The sequence below is a fragment of the Specibacter cremeus genome (assembly GCF_003946885.1).
Taxonomy (GTDB): Bacteria; Actinomycetota; Actinomycetes; order Actinomycetales; family Micrococcaceae; genus Specibacter; species Specibacter cremeus.
In genome coordinates this window covers 402-19,208 of sequence record NZ_RWKQ01000066.1, presented here as the reverse complement: position 1 = coordinate 19,208, position 18,807 = coordinate 402, and the positions used below count along the sequence as shown (strand labels likewise).

16 protein-coding genes, 1 tRNA gene and 1 pseudogene are annotated in these 18,807 nt (G+C 65.5%); 7 read left to right on the top strand and 11 right to left on the bottom strand.

What is annotated here, in order from left to right:
* Positions 1-771: 771 nt before the first annotated feature.
* From EJC77_RS18960 to EJC77_RS18940, 5 genes and pseudogenes are all read right to left on the bottom strand, one after another.
* On the bottom strand, positions 772-954 hold the full coding sequence (locus EJC77_RS18960) for a hypothetical protein (protein WP_125616443.1): 183 nt from the start codon (positions 952-954) through the stop codon (positions 772-774).
* Between the two features lie 519 nt (positions 955-1,473).
* Positions 1,474-2,859: an RNA-directed DNA polymerase gene (locus tag EJC77_RS18955; protein ID WP_164520490.1), complete on the bottom strand. Its 1,386-nt coding sequence runs from the start codon at positions 2,857-2,859 to the stop codon at positions 1,474-1,476.
* Complete coding sequence (locus tag EJC77_RS21665; protein ID WP_125616437.1) at positions 2,849-3,469, bottom strand: SLATT domain-containing protein; 621 nt, start codon at positions 3,467-3,469, stop codon at positions 2,849-2,851. Before EJC77_RS21665 ends, EJC77_RS18955 begins: the two co-directional genes overlap by 11 nt.
* 185 nt (positions 3,470-3,654) lie before the next feature.
* A pseudogene (locus EJC77_RS18945) lies at positions 3,655-3,840 on the bottom strand (NlpC/P60 family protein); the annotation flags it as partial.
* A gap of 266 nt (positions 3,841-4,106) precedes the next feature.
* The gene (locus EJC77_RS18940) at positions 4,107-4,364 is read right to left on the bottom strand and encodes a hypothetical protein (RefSeq protein ID WP_125616434.1); all 258 of its coding nucleotides are present in this window, start codon (positions 4,362-4,364) and stop codon (positions 4,107-4,109) included.
* Positions 4,365-4,566: 202 nt separating this feature from the next.
* Between EJC77_RS18940 and EJC77_RS18935 the strand changes: the two genes are divergently transcribed.
* On the top strand, positions 4,567-5,715 hold the full coding sequence (locus EJC77_RS18935) for an ISAzo13 family transposase (protein WP_420820339.1): 1,149 nt from the start codon (positions 4,567-4,569) through the stop codon (positions 5,713-5,715).
* A 189-nt stretch (positions 5,716-5,904) separates the two neighbouring features.
* On the opposite strand, the gene EJC77_RS20820 is transcribed toward EJC77_RS18935, so the two are convergent.
* From EJC77_RS20820 to EJC77_RS18920, 3 genes are all read right to left on the bottom strand, one after another.
* On the bottom strand, positions 5,905-6,132 hold the full coding sequence (locus EJC77_RS20820; RefSeq protein ID WP_125616431.1) for a hypothetical protein: 228 nt from the start codon (positions 6,130-6,132) through the stop codon (positions 5,905-5,907).
* Positions 6,133-6,327: 195 nt separating this feature from the next.
* Positions 6,328-6,404: transfer RNA gene (locus EJC77_RS18925), tRNA-Thr, on the bottom strand.
* 148 nt (positions 6,405-6,552) lie between these two features.
* A complete protein-coding gene (locus tag EJC77_RS18920) occupies positions 6,553-7,446 on the bottom strand; it encodes a DsbA family protein (protein WP_125616428.1) in 894 nt (297 codons plus the stop codon).
* Between the two features lie 242 nt (positions 7,447-7,688).
* Here EJC77_RS18920 and EJC77_RS18915 point away from each other — a divergent pair, with 242 nt between their 5' ends.
* From EJC77_RS18915 to EJC77_RS18890, 6 genes are all read left to right on the top strand, one after another.
* A complete protein-coding gene (locus tag EJC77_RS18915) occupies positions 7,689-9,110 on the top strand; it encodes an alpha,alpha-trehalose-phosphate synthase (UDP-forming) (protein ID WP_205787515.1) in 1,422 nt (473 codons plus the stop codon).
* Positions 9,100-9,912, top strand: a complete 813-nt coding sequence (gene otsB / locus EJC77_RS18910) for a trehalose-phosphatase (protein ID WP_125616422.1) — start codon at positions 9,100-9,102, stop codon at positions 9,910-9,912. The genes EJC77_RS18915 and otsB overlap by 11 nt, the downstream gene beginning before the upstream one ends.
* A gap of 74 nt (positions 9,913-9,986) precedes the next feature.
* Complete coding sequence (locus EJC77_RS18905; protein WP_125616419.1) at positions 9,987-11,207, top strand: amidohydrolase family protein; 1,221 nt, start codon at positions 9,987-9,989, stop codon at positions 11,205-11,207.
* A gap of 4 nt (positions 11,208-11,211) precedes the next feature.
* Complete coding sequence (locus EJC77_RS18900; protein ID WP_125616416.1) at positions 11,212-11,913, top strand: GntR family transcriptional regulator; 702 nt, start codon at positions 11,212-11,214, stop codon at positions 11,911-11,913.
* 138 nt (positions 11,914-12,051) lie between these two features.
* Positions 12,052-13,134, top strand: a complete 1,083-nt coding sequence (locus EJC77_RS18895; protein ID WP_125616413.1) for an ABC transporter ATP-binding protein — start codon at positions 12,052-12,054, stop codon at positions 13,132-13,134.
* Between the two features lie 95 nt (positions 13,135-13,229).
* Positions 13,230-14,603 (top strand): DUF4032 domain-containing protein, encoded by a 1,374-nt coding sequence (locus EJC77_RS18890; RefSeq protein ID WP_125616411.1) that lies wholly within the window; start codon positions 13,230-13,232, stop codon positions 14,601-14,603.
* Positions 14,604-14,646: 43 nt separating this feature from the next.
* On the opposite strand, the gene EJC77_RS18885 is transcribed toward EJC77_RS18890, so the two are convergent.
* The 3 genes from EJC77_RS18885 to EJC77_RS18875 form a co-directional block, all read right to left on the bottom strand.
* The gene (locus EJC77_RS18885) at positions 14,647-15,291 is read right to left on the bottom strand and encodes a hypothetical protein (protein ID WP_125616408.1); all 645 of its coding nucleotides are present in this window, start codon (positions 15,289-15,291) and stop codon (positions 14,647-14,649) included.
* A gap of 93 nt (positions 15,292-15,384) precedes the next feature.
* Positions 15,385-16,767, bottom strand: coding sequence for an FAD-binding oxidoreductase (locus EJC77_RS18880; RefSeq protein ID WP_205787505.1), 1,383 nt, complete (start codon positions 16,765-16,767; stop codon positions 15,385-15,387).
* A 70-nt stretch (positions 16,768-16,837) separates the two neighbouring features.
* Positions 16,838-18,709 (bottom strand): glycoside hydrolase family 13 protein, encoded by a 1,872-nt coding sequence (locus tag EJC77_RS18875; RefSeq protein ID WP_125616402.1) that lies wholly within the window; start codon positions 18,707-18,709, stop codon positions 16,838-16,840.
* Positions 18,710-18,807 lie beyond the last annotated feature (98 nt).

Below are 18,807 nucleotides of genomic sequence, written 5' to 3'. Positions count from 1 at the left end.
GTTACGACACCACGCCCGCGATCCAGACCGGGCCCTCACATGCCTGCTGACCTGCTGACACGCGACTTTTCCGGGACCCTGCCTGCGACCCGTTGGTATTCGAGCCCCGATTCGCATTGGCTCCTGACGGTACAGCCGGGAAGAAGGCGGCTGTCGAGGGGATGCCCGCGGGGACAGTTAGGAAGTCCTTCCACTGGTCAGCGAATGTACCGCCGATCGCGCCGATCGCGGCCCTTACTAGCCCCATCCCGTTCCTCCGTCATAGGCAAACTTATCCAGAGCCCAGGAATTGACCGGCGCTCAGGTTGATGCATCAAGTCAAGCACACACGTAAGGCCAGGGCAGACCCAATGCCACGTAGCCTAACGTGATGGGGGTGTGCTGCGGCGTGGCGTCACCGGTGTGAGGGGTGGGGCTGCTGTGATTGTTGCTCGTGAGTGCAGATGTGGTGGCGGGTCCGGATCAGGTGTCGATCGGGGTGCTGGTGGAGTCGGTGCCGCGGGACGCGGTCGATGAGGCGGTCGCGGCCTGCGGGGTGCGCGAGCGGCGTCCCCATCCACCGCGTCCCGCGGCACCGCGTCGACCAGCACCCCTAACGTCACCTGCTCCGGACGCACCACCGTTGAACCCATGACCAGCCATCCCAGCACACCCGCCACCCCCACCCCTCACGACACGCCGGGCACCCCACCAATTACGCTACGTGGCATTGCAGCCAGGCGGCCACCAGCCGCCCAGATTGCATTTGACCATCGGTAGCATTGTTCACGCCTAGAAACCGAGGTTGAAAGCATTCTGCGACCACAGGATGTAGCCGTTGATGCCTCCCAGGATGGAGGCCACCGGTCCTGTCCAAAGAAGGATCATGCCACCGCCTGAAGCCAGGCGCGAGGATTGGCTGAGTTTGCCAGCCAAAAGCATGACGGCACCAATGATCGCCACGATGGCGATCACGATGAACGCCCCGACAAGGATGCCCCCGCCGATTTGCGATTTGCTTGAGGGACTCGAGAAACGGGAAATTTGTGTTCGGGGTGATCCCGGGATCCACCAATGCCAGATACAACATTGTGAACTCCGATCGATGGTTGCCCACATGCGTGGACGTCTTGTTCACTTGCTTCATGGCGATGGGGAGGGAAGTCCCCATGACCGACTACCTAATCAGGCATCAGATACAGTAGGACGAAGGGGATCTTGATACTTCTATCGCGACACCTGCAAAGTCGATGGTCACTATCCTGCATTTAGACATAAAATTGATGCGCTCATCCTTACAGGACTGCCGGAACTTTGCCTAGCGGAATCAAGAGCCCTATTTGCCTCGATCCATGAAGAACCGATTCGTGGCCTGCATGTCGAATAATTCTGCTCATCCTGGTGTAAATATCGGGAGAATTCAAAACCATTCATCCATGTCACCAAAAATGGCCACAAAAACTTCAATATAATCAACATTAAAACGACAGGATGCTAAGAGACCGACCCAACATCTTGCTCTAGCTTATTGACAAGTCGCCTGATTTCCCTGTAGAACATCGAAATGACTTCATCTTCTGAAAACGTTTGCGCATCACCAACATGGAATACGCTAGCAAGAACATTCCTCTTATCCGCGATAGTAAATTTATCAAAATTTGGAATGTAGCTCTCGCTCGTCGCGATTCCTCTCTTGATTTCCCAATATGCTCTAATGAATGTTTTTGGTGATATAACGCCATCCAGTCCGAAGCGTTTGCTATAATTTCGAACGCTGGCATCGAGGCCCTTGAGTATGGATAGATCGTCTATCTGTGAAAAAAAGTGAAGCCATCCCCGTCGCCTCTGATCTAGAACGCAACCTGTAATTATCAAGTCGAGACGCCATTTACATTCAGATTGAGCTTTGATGACTTGCCAATTCGTTATCCCAGATTTATCAACTTCATGTTTATATCGAGTGAAAACTCGAGCCAGGGAAGCCCTAATCTTGCTAATGCTTTGTGGCCGAACGGAAATTGTTGAATCGGCAAATAGGTATCCCATATAGTCAAAAGTCTTATCGAGGGTTCCCGACTGGGATTTGGATCCTGCACCACCCAGAGGATGCATCTTCAAGCCAATTTCACTGCAAAGTCTGACCAAATCACGGTGAAGCGATTCAATAGCGTCATTGCGGCAAAGGATTATTATATCGTCAACGTAACGAAGATACATTACGTCAGTTCGCGCATTAATTGTCGAATCCAACTTGAGCATGGCAATTTCTGCAATAAGGTTGGAGATTGAGAGACCCTGCGGAACCCCAACAATGTTGCAGACACCGGATTTTGATGCCTGATCGCTTAAAGTTGGAGTCGAAAGCGCTTTCCGAAGTGCGTGGACGATTTCTGGTTTGCGTACTCTATTTCCCAGATTCGAGAAAATTGCTTCATGTGAGATGGTGGGATAGAAATCAATAATGTCAAGCCTCAAGAAAGAATCGTAAAGGCCACTCGATATCTCCATTTGCAGTTTGGCGACTTTTTCTTGAGGCGTGGCCGCGTTCGCTTCTGGAAAAACTTCCTTTAACATGTTCGCGAGGGACTTAAGTATAATTCGATCCCTAGCTGTAGATACTGAAATTACACGCGGAAATTTGTGCGCACCTTTTGAAGCAAGTAATTGTCGATAGGAGGTAAATTCATAGCTTCCAGCTCTAACTTTCCTAGAAATGAGAGCGCATACATCCTCTATTTCGAATCGCAAGTTCGCCGGAGAGATCCCGTCTCTTCCTCTCGCAGACTGATCGGCGATCTTTTCAAGATAAATCGATTTCAGATTCCTCGGCGCCGTGAGACTGTTGAATATCCTACTGGCATTCCGTGATTTATTGTGCACGCATAGCCCACAGTGCAAAAGGAATAATCACTAGGACAGGGAAAACAAGGGTAGCGTACGGGAAAAATGTCAGCAGCTGACTCTTGATAATGGGAATAGATAACTTATTCTTTTCGGCCCTATCATGATCGGCGTCTGTATGATTCTCGCATTCGTCGAGCAAATCATTGAATTGGTTGAGGAGGGCCACTGTTTCAATCTCAGTAATCGTTACGTTAGTAGAGTTCTTGTGTTCGAGCTCTACTGATAATCGTTGAAACCGTCGATAGTTGCTAAATAGGTTACGACTTCGAGCACCGTAGTCTAATCCTGAGACTACGAGTGAGCTGACCAATGACAGCACGGCGAGACAGGTTAGCAAGGTTGGGCCAGCCGGACCGTATAGGCCGGGGGCCGTCAGCATGCCGACCGAGGCAATCGTCGTGGATACCGTAAACGACAGAAGCGAAGTATTCCAGGCACGGTCCCGTGCCGCGAGTCGTTGGGATGCGAACATCCGGCGTTTGTAGTTCTTGTAAGAACGTTCCTCGAGAGTCTTAAGCGTTGTCAATGGATCCCAATCTTGAATGCCCGGCCGCCCATCATGTGTTCTGAAGTGTACTACTGTCATCAACGCCCACTTGGTGAGCACACCGCTAACGGTGAACGACCGAAGCCGTCATTTTTCAGTTCTGCCCGCGACAAGCACGAGCAGGCGGCCGAGCCTTGACAGGATATCAGGCCATGCATAAAGAAGAACCCTAATGCTAGCAGACCGTGAGGCGCGGATAGTTGGGCAGGAACTGGCGCGTCAATTCACATGTTCTGTGGGATCTCGACGTAGTAGTACGCTATGCCATTCCAAGCCACAGGGTGCAGCAGCGTTCCTACTGCCGGGTTGAGCGCACTGTACATCATGCCGTCGCCGGCGTAGATGCCGACGTGACCCCAGTGGTTTGGGCCGTCGGGGTTCTGCACCACGAGGTCGCCTGGCTGCGGATGAGAAGTAGGTGTTCCCGCTTTACAAGGTGGGCTTTAAACCCCACTCCCCGGAATTCCGCGGATTCCACCGGTCAGAATGGCCGATTCGGACCCGCTGGACGGCTTGGATGAAAACTGGCGTGGTCTTTTCGTGGACTTTTGAAACCGCGGAGTGGGAGGTGGTCGCTCTTGCCATTTTCCGCAGGGCCCGACCACTATCGCACCGGACCACTCTTGCGACGGATCCATGGAAAATCGTGACGACTGGATCAACGAACACACGGGGCTCACAGCTGGGCGTACTGCTCCTCGGCCGCGGCCAGCAGCTCACTCCCCCACTCGATGCACTTCGTGGCCTTGGCTCGGGTCAGGCTCTTAACGTTGTATCCGGCTTTTGTCTTCTCACCCAGCAGGCGACTCAGGGTGGCGCTGTCCCCTCCGGCCTTCTTCAGCACGTTGACAGCGTCGGCGTGGTTTTCCGACTTGGAGTACTGGCCGAGCGTCAGCAGGCAGAAGGCGTCCGAGGCGGCGATGACTGCATGCATGGACCGCGAGCGTCGCGATCACGTCCGGCCGTCATCAGGCAGCCGCCAACGTGTGCAGCCGGCGCGAGAGCCAATGGCTGTCGCCGAAGATGTGGACGCCATCGCGGTCGATCGAGTCGAACACCGGTGCTCGGTGGACTTCAGATAGGGCTCACATAGAAATTATGTCTGTTTTACCGTGATTTTTCGTTAGTCTTGTGCCATGGCAGAGATTATGGAACCGGTGGTGCCCGTGGGATTCGCGGAGGCGTTTGCGGCGGCGTTGGCGGGGGTGCTGGCGGAGGCGGATCCCATCCTGGATGAGCGGCAGCGCCGGGTGCTGGCCGGTGCCGGAGCCCGTCAGTTGGGTCGGGGCGGGATCAAGCTGGTTGCGGCGGCGACGGGCGCGGCGGCGGACACGGTCGGGCGCGGGGCCGCGGAACTGGAGGCCGGGCTCGCCCTGGATGGGCGGGTGCGCCAGGCGGGGGCGGGCCGTCCGCCGGTGGAGGAGAAGGACCCGCTGGTATGGCCGACGCTGGACGCGCTGGTCGACCCGGAGACCCGGGGAGATCCGATGTCGGCGCTGCGGTGGACGACGAAATCAACGGCCAAACTCTCCGAGGAGCTCGCCGCACAGGGCCACCCGGCCGGCCCCGTGACGGTGGCCAGACTCCTGAAGGACCACGGGTACAGCCTGCAGGCCAACGCAAGGAAACTCGAGGGCCGCCAGTCCCCGGACCGCGACGCCCAGTTCCACTACCTCAACGACCAGGTCGGCGCATTCCTTGAGGCCGGGGACCCGGTGATTTCGGTCGATTCGAAAAAGAAGGAGAACGTCGGCCGGTATTCCAACGGGGGCGCCGAATACGCCCCGAAGGGCCANGAGTCGATCCGCCGCTGGTGGACCATGATCGGCCACCCTGCCTACCCGGAGGCGAAGAAACTGCTGATCACCGCGGATGGCGGAGGATCCAACGGCTCCCGGCTACGGCTGTGGAAAACCGAACTCGCCGCCCTGGCCGCCGAGACAGGGCTTCAGATCACCGTCTGCCACCTGCCGCCCGGGACGTCGAAGTGGAACAAGATTGAACACCGGATGTTCTCCGCCATCACCATGAACTGGCGCGGCCGGCCGCTGGAAACCCACGAAGTCGTGGTCCAGACCATCGCGGCAACCACCAACAAGTCCGGACTGACCATCAAGGCCCTGCGGGACACCAACACCTACCAAAAAGGCATCAAAATCACCGACCAGCAAATGAAGGCCTTCGAAGCTACCCGCCTGCACCGGCACGACTTCCACGGCGACTGGAACTACACCGTAACCGCCGCTCCGGAGGAGAAAACGACACGCCCGGATGAACCGAAATAATTTATGTGCGAGCCCATACCTCGTAGACCATCGGACGGACGTCGTTGCCGGTGAGGCGGTACGCGTCGATGGCCACGTCACTGATCGCTTCGTACAGCTGGTCGCTGGCCCGTCCGGGACGACGAACAGCAGGTCGATGTCCGAGTCGTTGTGCATCTCGCGGCGAGCCGCGCAACCGAACAGAGTCACCTACAATGGCTGCTCGTTCCATCGGGAGATTTGGTCGGCCAGGAATCGCGTGAAAAGCTCCGTCGCCCTCGACGCCTCAACGACCAGACCGGCAAGCATGTGCTGGACGTTCAGTGAGTACTCGACTCGGTTGCCGAGGTGGCTGGCGTCTACGACGCCGTTTTCCTCCAGCCGTTCCAGGCAACGGCGCATGCCGGAGATCGAAGAGTTGACACCTCGTTCACGCACGAGAGCACCCGGAGTACTGGGGGCCCCGTCAGCCAGCGCTATGAGGACGTCAGCCTCGAGCGCGGGCAGACAGAACCGCGCCTGTGACTGCCGGCCCAACAAGGAGTCAAAGATTCTCGACACTCACCCTGGCTGACGTGGCCTTTCCGCCCGGGTCTCGACAAGCTCGACCACCGACAGGCTCGACCACCGCTATGGAGCCCCCTGCCGGATTCGAACCGGCGACCCCCTGTTTACAAGACAGGTGCTCTGGCCAACTGAGCTAAGGAGGCGTGTGCGACACACAAGCGACACAAGCGGAGCGCTACACAAGAGTATCCGAGCACCCCCGGCAAAACGAAAACCGACCCGCCCCGCGCGAAGCGGGACGGGCCGGTCAACAAAAACAGGCCAACAAAAACAGGTCAACAAGAACAGGCTCTACTTCTTGGCGTCGATGATGCCCTGGGCGAACGTCTTGAAGTCACCGTTCTGCCACTGCTTGCCGTCGACGAACACCGTCGGCGTGCCGACCACGCCGTGGGCCACGGCCAGCGCGGTGGCGTACTTCACGAACGGACGGTACGTCTTCGCATCCACGCAGCCGGTGACGTCCTTCGCCCCGACCTGGGTGGCGTAGCCGGCCAGCTTCGCGTTGTCCAGGCCCGGCCCGTTCTCGGCCGGCTGGTTCTGGAACAGCACGTTCATGAAGTCGGACCACTTCTCGGGCGACGTGGCCGCCACACAGGCGGCCGCCGCGGCCGCGCGCGATGAGTAGTTCGTGGTGGAGAACTGGTCGAGCAAGCCGAGCGGGCGGTATTCGACCGTCACCTTGCCGGCGTCTTCCCACTGCTTGAGCTGGGTGCTGAACTGCGCCTCGAAGGCCTGGCAGTGCGGGCACATGAAGTCGATGTATGCCACGATCTGTACCGGCTTGCCGGCGGCCGACGCCGCGACGCCGATGCCGGAGGCGTCGGCCACGGCCGTCGGCTGCGCGGTCGGCGCCGGCGGCAGCGTCGCCTGGTCCACGCTTGCCACGGTCGTCGTCGGCGCGAGGATCGCACCGTTCTTGCCCACCGTCACGCCGCCGAACGTGTTCACGTTCGCCGGCACCGGGCCGCTGCTGGCGACCGGCTCGTTGCCCTTCTGCGTCTGGATGATGACAAGGGCGACGACGACGACGATCACCACCGCCGCGACCAGCACCCCGCCCCGGATCAGCCAGCTGTTGCGCTTCTCCTTCTTCGCCTGCGCCTCGCGGATGCGCCGGGCCTCCTCACGGGCCGCCGCGGTGCGCTCGGCCTTCGTCGGGCGGGGATTGCTATGGTTCGTCATAAGTCCTCGTGTCGGTGGGCGCGCCAAAGCGGTCGCGCGTGGGCAACTCCGGTCAAGTCTAGGGGAGGAAACTTGGAGGGAACCTGAGGCTTCAACAGACCGCTTCAACGGCCGGCGGCGTAACCACCCGCCCCGCCCCGCGGCGCCCGCGCTAGGGTGGGTGGCAGGGAAAGTCACCAACGAAGGGGGACTCATTGCCGAACCCAGCAGCATCCCAGACCACCACGCGCGAGCACGACGACGTGTCCGCGGCCCAGGGCAGGTCAACGTTCATCGTCGTCTCCAACCGCCTGCCCCTGGACCGGATCACGGACCCCGACGGGTCCAGCGGCTGGCGCCGCGCCCCCGGCGGCCTTGTCACGGCCCTGGCCCCCGTCATGACCGACGTCGACGGCGCCTGGGTCGGCTGGCATGGCGCCCCCGACGAAACCCTCGCACCCTTCCATCACGAGGGCATGGACCTCATCCCGGTCCCGCAATCCGCCGAGGAGGTCGAGCTCTACTACGAGGGTTTCTCCAACTCCACGCTCTGGCCGCTCTACCACGACGTCATCGCCCCACCCGAGTTCCACCGCACCTGGTGGGACGCCTACCGCCGCGTCAACCACCGCTTCGCCGACGCTGCCGCCGACGCCGCCGCGCCCGGCGCCACCGTCTGGGTGCAGGACTACCAACTCCACCTGGTCCCCCGCTACCTGCGCCAGCAGCGCCCGGACCTGCGCATCGGCTTCTTCAACCACATCCCGTTCCCGCCGCCGGAGATCTTCGCCCAGCTGCCGTGGCGCCGCGCCATCCTCGATGGCCTGCTCGGCGCCGACCTCATCGGCTTCCAACGCCCCAACGACACCGCGAACTTCCTCCGCTGCGCGCGCCGCTTCCTCGACGCGAACGTCAAGGGCCGGGAGGTGCAGTCCCCGGACGGCGACGGCCGCATCACCCGCGCCGAGCCGTTTCCCATCTCCATCGACGTGGCCCGCATCCAAGAACTCGCCGCCCGGCCGGACATCATCGAACGCGCCGCCCAGATCCGCCGCGACCTCGGCAACCCGAAAACCATCCTGCTCGGCGTCGACCGGCTCGACTACACGAAGGGCATCACGCACCGGCTGAAGGCCTACGGCGAGCTCCTCCTCGACGGCAAGATCTCGGTCGAGGACGCCACCCTCATCCAGGTCGCCAGCCCCAGCCGCGAACGGGTCGAAAGCTACCGCCTGCTGCGCGAGGAGGTCGACGGCATGATCGGGCGCATCAACGGCCAGTTCGACTCCATCCTGAACACCGCCGTCCGCTACCTGCACCACAGCTACCCGGTCGAGGAGATGGTCGCCCTCTACCTGGCCGCCGATGTCCTGCTCGTCACCGCCCTGCGGGACGGCATGAACCTCGTCGCCAAGGAGTATGTGGCCGCCCGCCGCGGCGACACCGGCGCCCTGGTGCTCAGCGAGTTCACCGGCGCCGCCGACCAGCTCAAGCAGGCACTGCTGGTCAACCCGCACGACATCGACGGGCTCAAGTCCACGATCGTGCGCGCCATCAACCTGCCCGCCACCGAGGCCCGCCGCCGCATGCGCTCCATGCGCCGGCAGGTCCTCGACCACGACGTGCAGCGCTGGAGCGGCGACTTCCTGCGCACGCTCGCGGAGGCCTCCGAACATGCCGGCTGACGCCGGCGGCGACCTGCCCGCGGACCTGCGTGCCGCCGTCGTCCGCGTGGCCGCCACCGGGCACCTGCTCGTCGCGCTGGACTTCGACGGCACGCTGGCGCCGCTGGTCCCCCGCGCCGATGACGCCCGCCCCCTGCCCGCCGCTGCCGCCGCCCTGTCCGCCCTGTCCGGACTTGAAAGCACGACGACGGCGCTCGTCTCCGGGCGCGCGCTGGCCAGTTTGCGGTCGGTCGCCGGCCCGCCCGACGCCACGCTGCTGATCGCCAGCCACGGCGCGGAGACCTGGCTGGGGCCGGGGTCGGCGCCGTTGGAGCTCACCCCGGCGCAGTCGGCCTCGCTCGTCGACGCCACGACGGCCTTCGAGTCGATCGCCGCCGCGCACCCGGGCACACTCGTCGAATACAAGCCCGCCGGCGTCGTGCTGCACTACCGGCAGGCCGGTGACCATGTCGGCGCCGCGGCGGTCGCCCAACTGCGCGAACGGCTGGAGCGGCGCGGCGACATCTTCCTCAGCGACGGCAAGAAGGTCCTCGAGGCGTCGGTCGTGCGCGCGGACAAGGGCCAGGGCGTGCGGCTGCTGCGCGAGGCGGCGGCCGCGACGGCCGTCCTGTTCGCCGGCGACGACGTGACCGACGAGCACGGCTTCGCCGCGCTGGGCCCCGGCGACGTCGGCATCAAGGTCGGCGACGGCGCCACCGCGGCCCCCTTCCGGGTGGGCGGCCCGGCGGATCTTGGGGCCGTGCTGGAATTGCTGCTCGCCGAACGAATCAGCCGTTCAGGTATGCCAAAATACGCCAACTAAGGAATTTTGGCCACCGTCTACCCTAGTATTGACTTGTTTGGTATACACGACACGTGAGTTAGGAGAGGTTCCCGATGCCCGCAACCCTCATCCGGCAGGTTCGACCCTGGGGCGGCGCCCCCAGTGACATCACCGTCACCGACGGCCGCATCCGCGCCATCGCGCCGCACGACCCGCTGGCCACCCCCACCCCAGACGCCGCCGTGGTCGAGGGCCGCGGCCGGCTGCTGTTGCCCTCCTTCTCCGATGTCCACGTCCACCTGGATTCCAACCGCCTGGGCCTGCCGTTCCGCGAGCACACCGGCGCGCCCGGCGTGTGGGGCATGACGATGAACGACCGCGCCAACTGGCGCCACGCGGAGACGACCATCGGCGAGCGCGCCGAGACAGCCCTGCGCATGATGATCGAACGCGGCACCACGCGCGTGCGCAGCTTCGCCCAGGTCGATGTGGATTGCCGCCTCGAGAAGTTCGAGGCCGTGCTCGCCGCCCGGGAGACGCACCGCGACCGGGCCGACGTGGAGATCATCGCGTTCCCGCAGGCCGGGCTGCTGCTCGAGGATGGCTCCGCCGCCATCCTGGAGGAGGCGTTGAAGAACGGCGCGGACGTCATGGGCGGCATCGACCCGTGCGCCCTGGACAAGGATCCCGTCCGGCACCTGGACATCGTGTTCGGCCTGGCCGAGAAATACCGGGTGCCGATCGACATCCACCTGCACGAGCCCGGCGAGCTGGGGCATTTCAGCGCCGGACTGATCGCCGAACGCACCCGCGCCCTGGGCATGCAGGGCAACGTGACCATCTCGCACGGCTACCCGCTGTGGGGTGTCAGCGAGGCGCACACGCGGGCCCTGATCGAGACGTGGGCGGAGCTGGACATCTCCACCGCCACGGTCGCCCCCGGCGGCCGGTTCCAGCTGCCGCTGGCCGGCCTGGTCGCGGCCGGCGTGCGCGTGGGCCTGGGCGAGGACGGTCAGCGCGACTACTGGTCCCCGTACGGCAATGCCGACATGCTGGACCGCACGTGGCAGCTCGCGTTCGTCAATGGCTACCGTGCCGATCACCTGATCGAGCACGCCCTGGCCGTGGCCACCGTGGGCGGGGCGTCCATCCTGGACCGGTCCGTGCCGCGGCTCTCATCCGTGACCGACCGTCCCGGCACCGCCGTGGGCGATGCCGCCGGGTTTGTCCTGGTGCCGGGCGACTCCGTCAGCGCCGCCGTCATGGATCGCCCCGCGGACCGCACGGTCATCCACGGCGGACGAGTCGTGGCGGACCAGCTGGCGCTGGTGTAGCCCGATGGCCGCACAGGCAGGTGACGGGCCCCTCGATGCACAACAGTCGCTGGCCGACCGGACGTACCAGCGGATCACCGAGAAGATCCTCAGCGGCGCCTACCCGGCCGGCTTCCGCCTGCGGGAACGGGAATTATCCGAGGACCTGGAGGTCTCGCGCATCCCGATCCGCGAGGCGCTCCCCCACTTGGAGGCGGACGGTTTCATCGTCACGTACCCGCGACGCGGCGCCGTGGTGCGCCAATTCACGGTCAGTGACGCCGAGGAATTGTTCGACATCCGGCTCAACCTCGAGGTGTTCGCGGCACGCAAGGCCGCCGAGTTCATCGCCGCCGGGGGCGTGTCGCCGCGACTGGCCGAACTGCAGGAGGAATCGCGGGCCGCCACCGAGCGCAACGACATCGCCGCGGTCGCCACGGCCAACTCCGCGCTGCACGCCGAGATCATCGCCATGAGCGGCAACACGCTGTTGGCCACGGCCATGCGCCCCGTCCTGGGCCGGCTGCGGCGCCTGTTCGCGCTGACCTCCGACCGCGACCCCGTGACCCAGTGCACCGAGCACGGGGGCCTGTGCGCGGCCATCTACGCCGGCAAGCCGGAACTGGCCGCCGCGCTCGCCTACGCCCACATCGAGCTGGGCCGCGAACCGTCACTGGCGGGCCTGGCGGCCGCGCTGGAAGGCGGGCACGACGCCGTCGGACGTTAATGTGACGCACCGCACATCAAAGGTGTGTCATACTTCATTCGTTGGCCGTCGCCCCCGGGCGCCGGCCAATCAAACTGAATAATCACCATTCACAACGGATCGTTCGGCACGTACCTGCCGATGAAGGGATTGAAAACTGTGGCTACAGTTACGTTCGACAACGCTACGCGCTTGTACCCGGGCACCGAGAAGCCCGCTGTCGACAAGCTCAACATTGAAATCGCCGACGGCGAATTCCTCGTCCTCGTGGGACCCTCCGGTTGCGGCAAGTCCACCTCCCTGCGCATGCTGGCCGGGCTGGAAGACGTCAACTCGGGCCGCATCCTGATCGGCGACCGCGACGTCACGGACGTCCCGCCGAAGGACCGCGACATCGCCATGGTTTTCCAAAACTACGCGCTGTACCCGCACATGTCGGTTGCCGACAACATGGGCTTCGCCCTGAAGATCGCCGGCGTCTCGAAGGAGGAGCGCGCCGCGCGCGTCAAGGATGCCGCCAAGCTCCTGGACCTGGAGGCCTACCTCGACCGCAAGCCGAAGGCTCTCTCCGGCGGCCAGCGCCAGCGGGTTGCCATGGGCCGCGCCATCGTCCGCAACCCGCAGGTCTTCCTCATGGACGAGCCGCTGTCCAACCTGGACGCCAAGCTGCGCGTGCAGACCCGCACCCAGATCGCCTCCCTGACCCGCCGCCTCGGCGTCACCACCGTCTACGTCACGCACGACCAGGTCGAGGCCCTGACCATGGGCGATCGCGTCGCCGTGCTCAAGGACGGGCTGCTGCAGCAGGTCGGCACCCCGCGCGAACTGTACGACACGCCGCAGAACGTGTTCGTCGCCGGCTTCATCGGCTCCCCGGCCATGAACCTGCTCGAACTGCCCGAGGTCGACGCCGGCGTGAAGTTCGGTGGCGCCATTTACCCGGTGCCGCGCGACGTCCTGGCCACCGCCGCCGGCAACACCGTCACGCTCGGCGTCCGGCCCGAGGACCTGGACCTGGTCGGCCAGGGCGAGGGCCTGCAGGTCAACGTCGACGTCGTCGAGGAGCTGGGTGCCGACGCCTACGTCTACGGCCACGCGTCCCTGAACAACGTGGAGCAGAACATGGTGGTCCGCGTGGACGGCCGCCGCCCACCGATGAAGGGCGACACCCTGTACGTCGTGCCGAAGGTTGGCCACGTCCACCTGTTCGACGCGGCCTCCGGCCTCCGGCTCGAGGCCTAGCAGCCCCTCCCGACGCGGCCGTCACCGCAGCATCGCCCCCTGGGCGATCGCCGGTGCCGGCCGCGTCGGCCGTTGATGTGGGGAAGAATCGAACCATGACAGACCTGCCCGGCGCCCAGTGGACCGACGAGCCAACCGACTTCGCCCAGCGCGGCCGGTTGCCGCGCCCGGCCGGATCCCCGGCGTCCGTGCTCGGCTCGCTGAACATCACGGCCGCCAGCACCGATCCCGGCCTGCTCGACCTGCCCTGGCACCTCAAGCTCGAGGACTGGCCCACGAAGAACCTCGCCGCGCTGCCGCGCGGGATCTCCCGGCACGTGGTCCGGTTCGCCCACCTCGGCGGCACGGTCATCGCCATCAAGGAAACCTCCGAACACGTCGCCCGGCACGAATACCACATGCTGCGCAAGCTCGCCCGGCTGGACGTGCCAGGCGTCGAACCGGTCGCCGTCATCACCGGACGGACCACCGCCGAGGGTGCCCCGCTGGATCCCGTGCTGGTCACCCGGCATCTGAAATTCTCGCTGCCCTACCGCGCCCTGTTCTCGCAGAAGCTGCGGCGGGACACGCTCACGCGCCTCATCGACGCCCAGGCCCTGCTGCTCGTGCGCCTGCACCTGATCGGTTTCTACTGGGGCGACGTGTCGTTGTCCAACACGTTGTTCCGCCGCGACGCCGGCGCGTTCGCCGCCTACCTGGTCGACGCCGAAACCGGCGAACTGTACCCCGACCTGTCCACCGGCCAGCGCGAGTACGATCTGGAAATCGCCCGCGTGAACATCGCCGGCGAATTGATGGACCTGCTCGAGGGCGGCCTCATCGAGGAGAAGGTCGACCCGGTCGCCACGAGCGAGCTCATCATGGCGAGCTACCGGACACTGTGGGCCGAGCTGACCGAGAAGGAATCGTTCGAGCTCGGCCAGCGGTGGCGTGTGGAGGCCCGTATCCGGCGGCTGAACGACCTCGGCTTCGACGTCGAGGAATACGCCATCAAGACGACGCCGGACGGGTCCACCATCCAGATCCAGCCCAAGGTCGTCGACGCCGGCCACCACCAACGCCGGATGCTGCGCCTGACCGGCATCGACGCCCAGGAGAACCAGGCCCGCCGGCTGCTCAACGACATGGACGCGTTCCGGGCGGACACGAACCCGGACCTGGACGAGGATATCTCCGCCCACATGTGGGTCAGCTCCATCTTCGAACCGATCGTCCGCTCCATCCCCCGCGAACTGTCCGGCAAACTGGAGCCCGCCGAGGTGGTCCACGAGGTGCTCGAGCACCGGTGGTACATGTCCGAGCAGCGGGACCGGGCCACGCCACTGGCCGAGGCACTGCAGTCCTACATCGACACGATCCTGCGGCACCGCCGTGACGAGGCGGCCATCATCCTGACCACGGACACGGCCACCATGAAACTGCTCGATGCCGGCGATCGGCCCGCCGTGGAGGGCCCGCTCGGGGACTGACGTCCCGTCCCGGGGCCGGCTCGGGGCCGGTTTGGAGGCTGGTTCAGTGCCGGCTGGCGCGGTTCCGGTTGAGCGCGTAGATGGCGATCACGCCGCCGCCGATCACGGCCACGGCCGCCAGCATGAGCATCCAGGTGAGCACCCCGGGGCCCGAGGTGTCGCTGGCGTTGGACAACGCGGCCGTGCCCGGGCTCGTCTCCGTGGCGGCGGCCGCCGGCGCGGTGTCCGCCGCGGTCTGGGTGGCCGTGTAGGTGGGCCACGGCGTCGCGCTCGTCGGCGCCGGCTCCGACGTCACGGCCTCCGTGGCGGCGTCGGACGGAACCGGGGCGGCCGCCGTCGTCGGTGCGGCGGCTGTCTGTGCGGCGACCGGCGGCGCGGCGACCGTCGGTGCCGGCGGGTCGATCCGGTACGACGGGGTGGGCGTGGCGGATTTCGCCGGGGCCGGCGAGTGGACCGGCGTCGGGGTGGGCGTGAGGGTGGGCGTCGTGCCCTGTTCCACGGCGTCGGCACCGGGAATCGGTGGTTTGCTCGTCGCCCCGTCCGCGTTGGCAGGTACGACGGCGGTGCGCGCCTTCGCCGGGAACGTCGCCGCCTCCGAGGGGGCAGCCCACGCGACGGCACCGCCGAACGCCAGCAGGGCGGTCAGGGAGAGGATCGCAAGGGTGTGCCCGCGCGCAGGGTTTGTCATGGAAGCTCCGTAGTCCGTGGCGCCTCCGACGAGGAACCGGCCAGATCCCCCAGATGAATCCTGCCGAACGCCGCGGCTTTAATCAAACCGGCGTCAGGACCGGCTGGTCCGGGCGGTCAACGCCTTGCCGGGATTGAGGATGCCCTGCGGGTCGAACAGGTCCTTGATGCGCCGCTGCAGCTCGAGCACGTCCTCCCGCTGCTCCAGTGGCAGCCAGCGCAGCTTGTACTGGCCGATTCCGTGCTCGCCGGTGATGGTCCCGCCGAGCGCCAGCGCGGTCTCAATCGACTCGTCAAGGGCCCGGTTCAGCGCGGCGATGCTGCCGGTGTCCATGCCGGGCACCCAGAACGTGGGGTGCAGGTTGCCGTCACCGGCGTGGGCGATGACGCGCACGCCGACGCCGTGCCTGGCAGCCATGTCCTCCAGGGCCGTGATGTAGCGGACCAGCTGCGAGCGCGGCACGGCGACGTCCTCACCCACCCGGTTCTCGGTGTCGACGTCCATGCCGCGGTTGTTGCGGCGCAGCTCCACGAGGTATCCGGCCTCCGCCGGATCCTCCTCGCTGACGTTCCCGCCAAGATTCGTCAACGCGTCCCGGGCGATCACCACCTCACGGTCGGCGGCCAGCCCGTCGAACTGGATCAGCAGCAGTGCGCCGCCACGGTCGGAGAGCGTACTGGCATTGCGGAAGTCGAGTTCCGCCAGGCTTGGCCCGTCCAGCAGTTCCAGGATGCACGGCTGCACGCGCGCGGCGCCGAGCACGAGCACCCCGGCGGCGGCCCCTTGCACATCCGGGAAGAACACGGCCAGGGTCCGCACGTCCGCGGGCAGGTACCTGAGCCGCACGGTGGCCCCCACGACGATGCCCAGCGTGCCCTCCGAACCGACGAACAGGCCAGTGAGGTCATACCCGGCCACGCCCTTGAAGGTCCGGTGGCCGGTGTGGATCAGGGACCCGTCGGCAAGGACGACGTCGAGGGCCAGGACCGCGTCCCGTGTCACCCCATACTTGGCGCATCGTAGCCCGCCGGCGTTGGTGGCGACGTTGCCACCGATCGTGGAGATCTTGAAGCTGGCCGGGTCGGGCGCATACATCAGTCCGTGCGCGGCGGCGGCGGCGTTCAGATCGGCGTTGACCACGCCGGGTTCCACCCGGGCGATCTCGTCGGCGGCGTTCAGTTCGAGGATCCGGTTCATGCGTTCCAGGTTGAGCACCAGGCACCCCTCGGTGGCATGCGCACCGCCGGAGACGCCCGTGCCGGCGCCGCGGGCGACGACGGGCACCGCGTGCGCCGCGGCGCCACGCACCACGGCCTGGACGTCGGCGACCGTCTCCGCCCAGACGACGGCGGCGGGTTCCCGGTAGTCGGTGACGGGTCCCTGGTCGATGGCATGCCGGGCCAGGTCCCCCGGTGCCGTGCTGACCTGGTCGGCGCGCAGCGCCGCGCGTAGTTCATGCTCAAATTCCGGATTCAACGGCTCTCCCTTTGGCGTCTGTGACGGCTGTTGCCATCCAGCATATCCGGCGGGCAACAGCGGTTGACCGTCAGGAAACACCCACGCCGGGCAGGCGCCAGATGTACGCGCCCGGGCCGGCCAGGTCCACGATGGGCTCGTCGGTGAAGTGCCCTCCCGTCGCAAACACGGGAGGGGCACCGGCCATCGCGCGCCGTTCCTGCTCCCCGAGGCACAGGGTATCGGCAGACAGGTCCCGCACGGGGGCGCGCAGTGTCACGACCAGCAGCGATTCCTGCGGCGACTCGCGCACGAAAGCCAGCACATCGCCGTCGGCCACCAACCAGCGCAGGGCGCCGTCCCGCAGCGCGGAACTGGTGCGCCGCAGCGCCGCCAGCGCCGCATACGCCGCTTGCAGGTCGGTCACGACACCGGCCGGATCACCCCACGGCATGGGCGTGCGCGAGAACTCGCCGCTGGTGCCGCGCAGGCCGAATTCGTCGCCGGCGAACATCACGGGGATGCCGGGCAGGGTGAACGCGAGCGTCGCGGCCACGACCGGCCCGCCGGCGATCATGACGCTGGCGGCCCGGGCGGTGTCGTGCGTGTTCAAGGCATTCATGGTCGTGTTCCGCACCGGCCAGCTGAACGCGCTGGCCAGGTCCCGGTGCGTGGCCAGGAGCCCGGCGGCGTCGATCCGGTTGGGCCGCTCCAGCGGCGTGCCGAAGAAGTCCACCCTGGCCGCGTCATCGACCAGCCACTGCCACACGGGCCGGGTGAAGTTCGAGTACGTCATGGCGCCCTGCCAGCCGAATCCGTCGAAATCCGGGCCGGCGTCCGAGGTCTCCTCGGCCAGCAGCAGTGCCTCCGGGTTGACCTGGCGGATCCTGTCGCGGATGAGGCGCGCCACCTCCCGGTTGAGATCCTGCGCGCCGAGCCGGCCGGTCATGTTCCCCACGTCGATGCGCCAGCCGTCCAGGTTGAACGGTGGTTTGAGCCAGTGGGCCACCACGGAGTCCTCGCCCGTGACGAACGCCTCACGCAGCCCCTCGGACGCCCAGTTCAGCTTCGGCAGCGACGGCACGTCCCACCAGGATTCGTAGCCGGTGTGGTCGTCGTTGAAGTAGTAGTAGTCTGCCTCGGGGCTGTCCGGGTCGGCCTGGGCGCGACGGAACCATTCGTGGCCGTCGCCGGTATGGTTGGCCGTCAGGTCGCCCATGACCTTGAGGCCGCGGGCATGCGCCGCGTCGACCAGCTCGCTCAATGCCGCGTCGCCGCCAAGCAGCGGGTCCACATGCTCGAACGTGGACGCGTCGTAGCGATGGTTGGACCGGGCCGGGAAGAACGGCGTCAGGTACAGGATGCCGACGCCCAGGTTCACCAGATGGTCGAGCCGTTCCCGCACGCCCGCCAGGTCACCGCCATAGAACTGCTTCGAAGCGTCCGGCCCCACACCCTGCACCGGGGTGTCCCAGTCACACGGCACGGCCCAGTCCGGGATGGGTCGGCCGGCGGCCGCAACGGAGCGGGCGAACCGGTCCGGGAACACCTGGTACATGACGGAGCCACGGCTCCATGCCGGCGCGGGCCCGGCCGTGGTGAGCCGGAAATCGTGGTAGTCGGATGTGTCGCGCGGGAACAGGCCCTGGGCGTTCAGCGTCCAGTATGTATTCCCGACGTCATCCCGTCCCGGAACCTCGAGCAGGAACCGGTAGCGGGCCACGGGGTTGACCACCTGCATCGACGCCGCCCACCACTGCCAGCCGTCGGATTCGACGCCGGTCGCCAAGCGGAGGGCCTCGTCATATCGGGGCTCGGCGTCCTGGACGGAGCGCACCCACACCCGGGACGGGCTCCCCCATCGATCCGGCACGCGCAACCGCAGCTGACGGCGCTCGCCGGGTGCCGTCGTCGCGCTTCCCACATGCAGCGGCGACCCATCATGGTGCGGTTCCAGGCTCACCCCTTCACGCTACCCTGAATCTGGCCGCAGGCGACGTAGCGCCGCAGGATCAGCAACAGCGCCATGACCGGCCACCCGGCCGTCGCGGCCTATGGCCG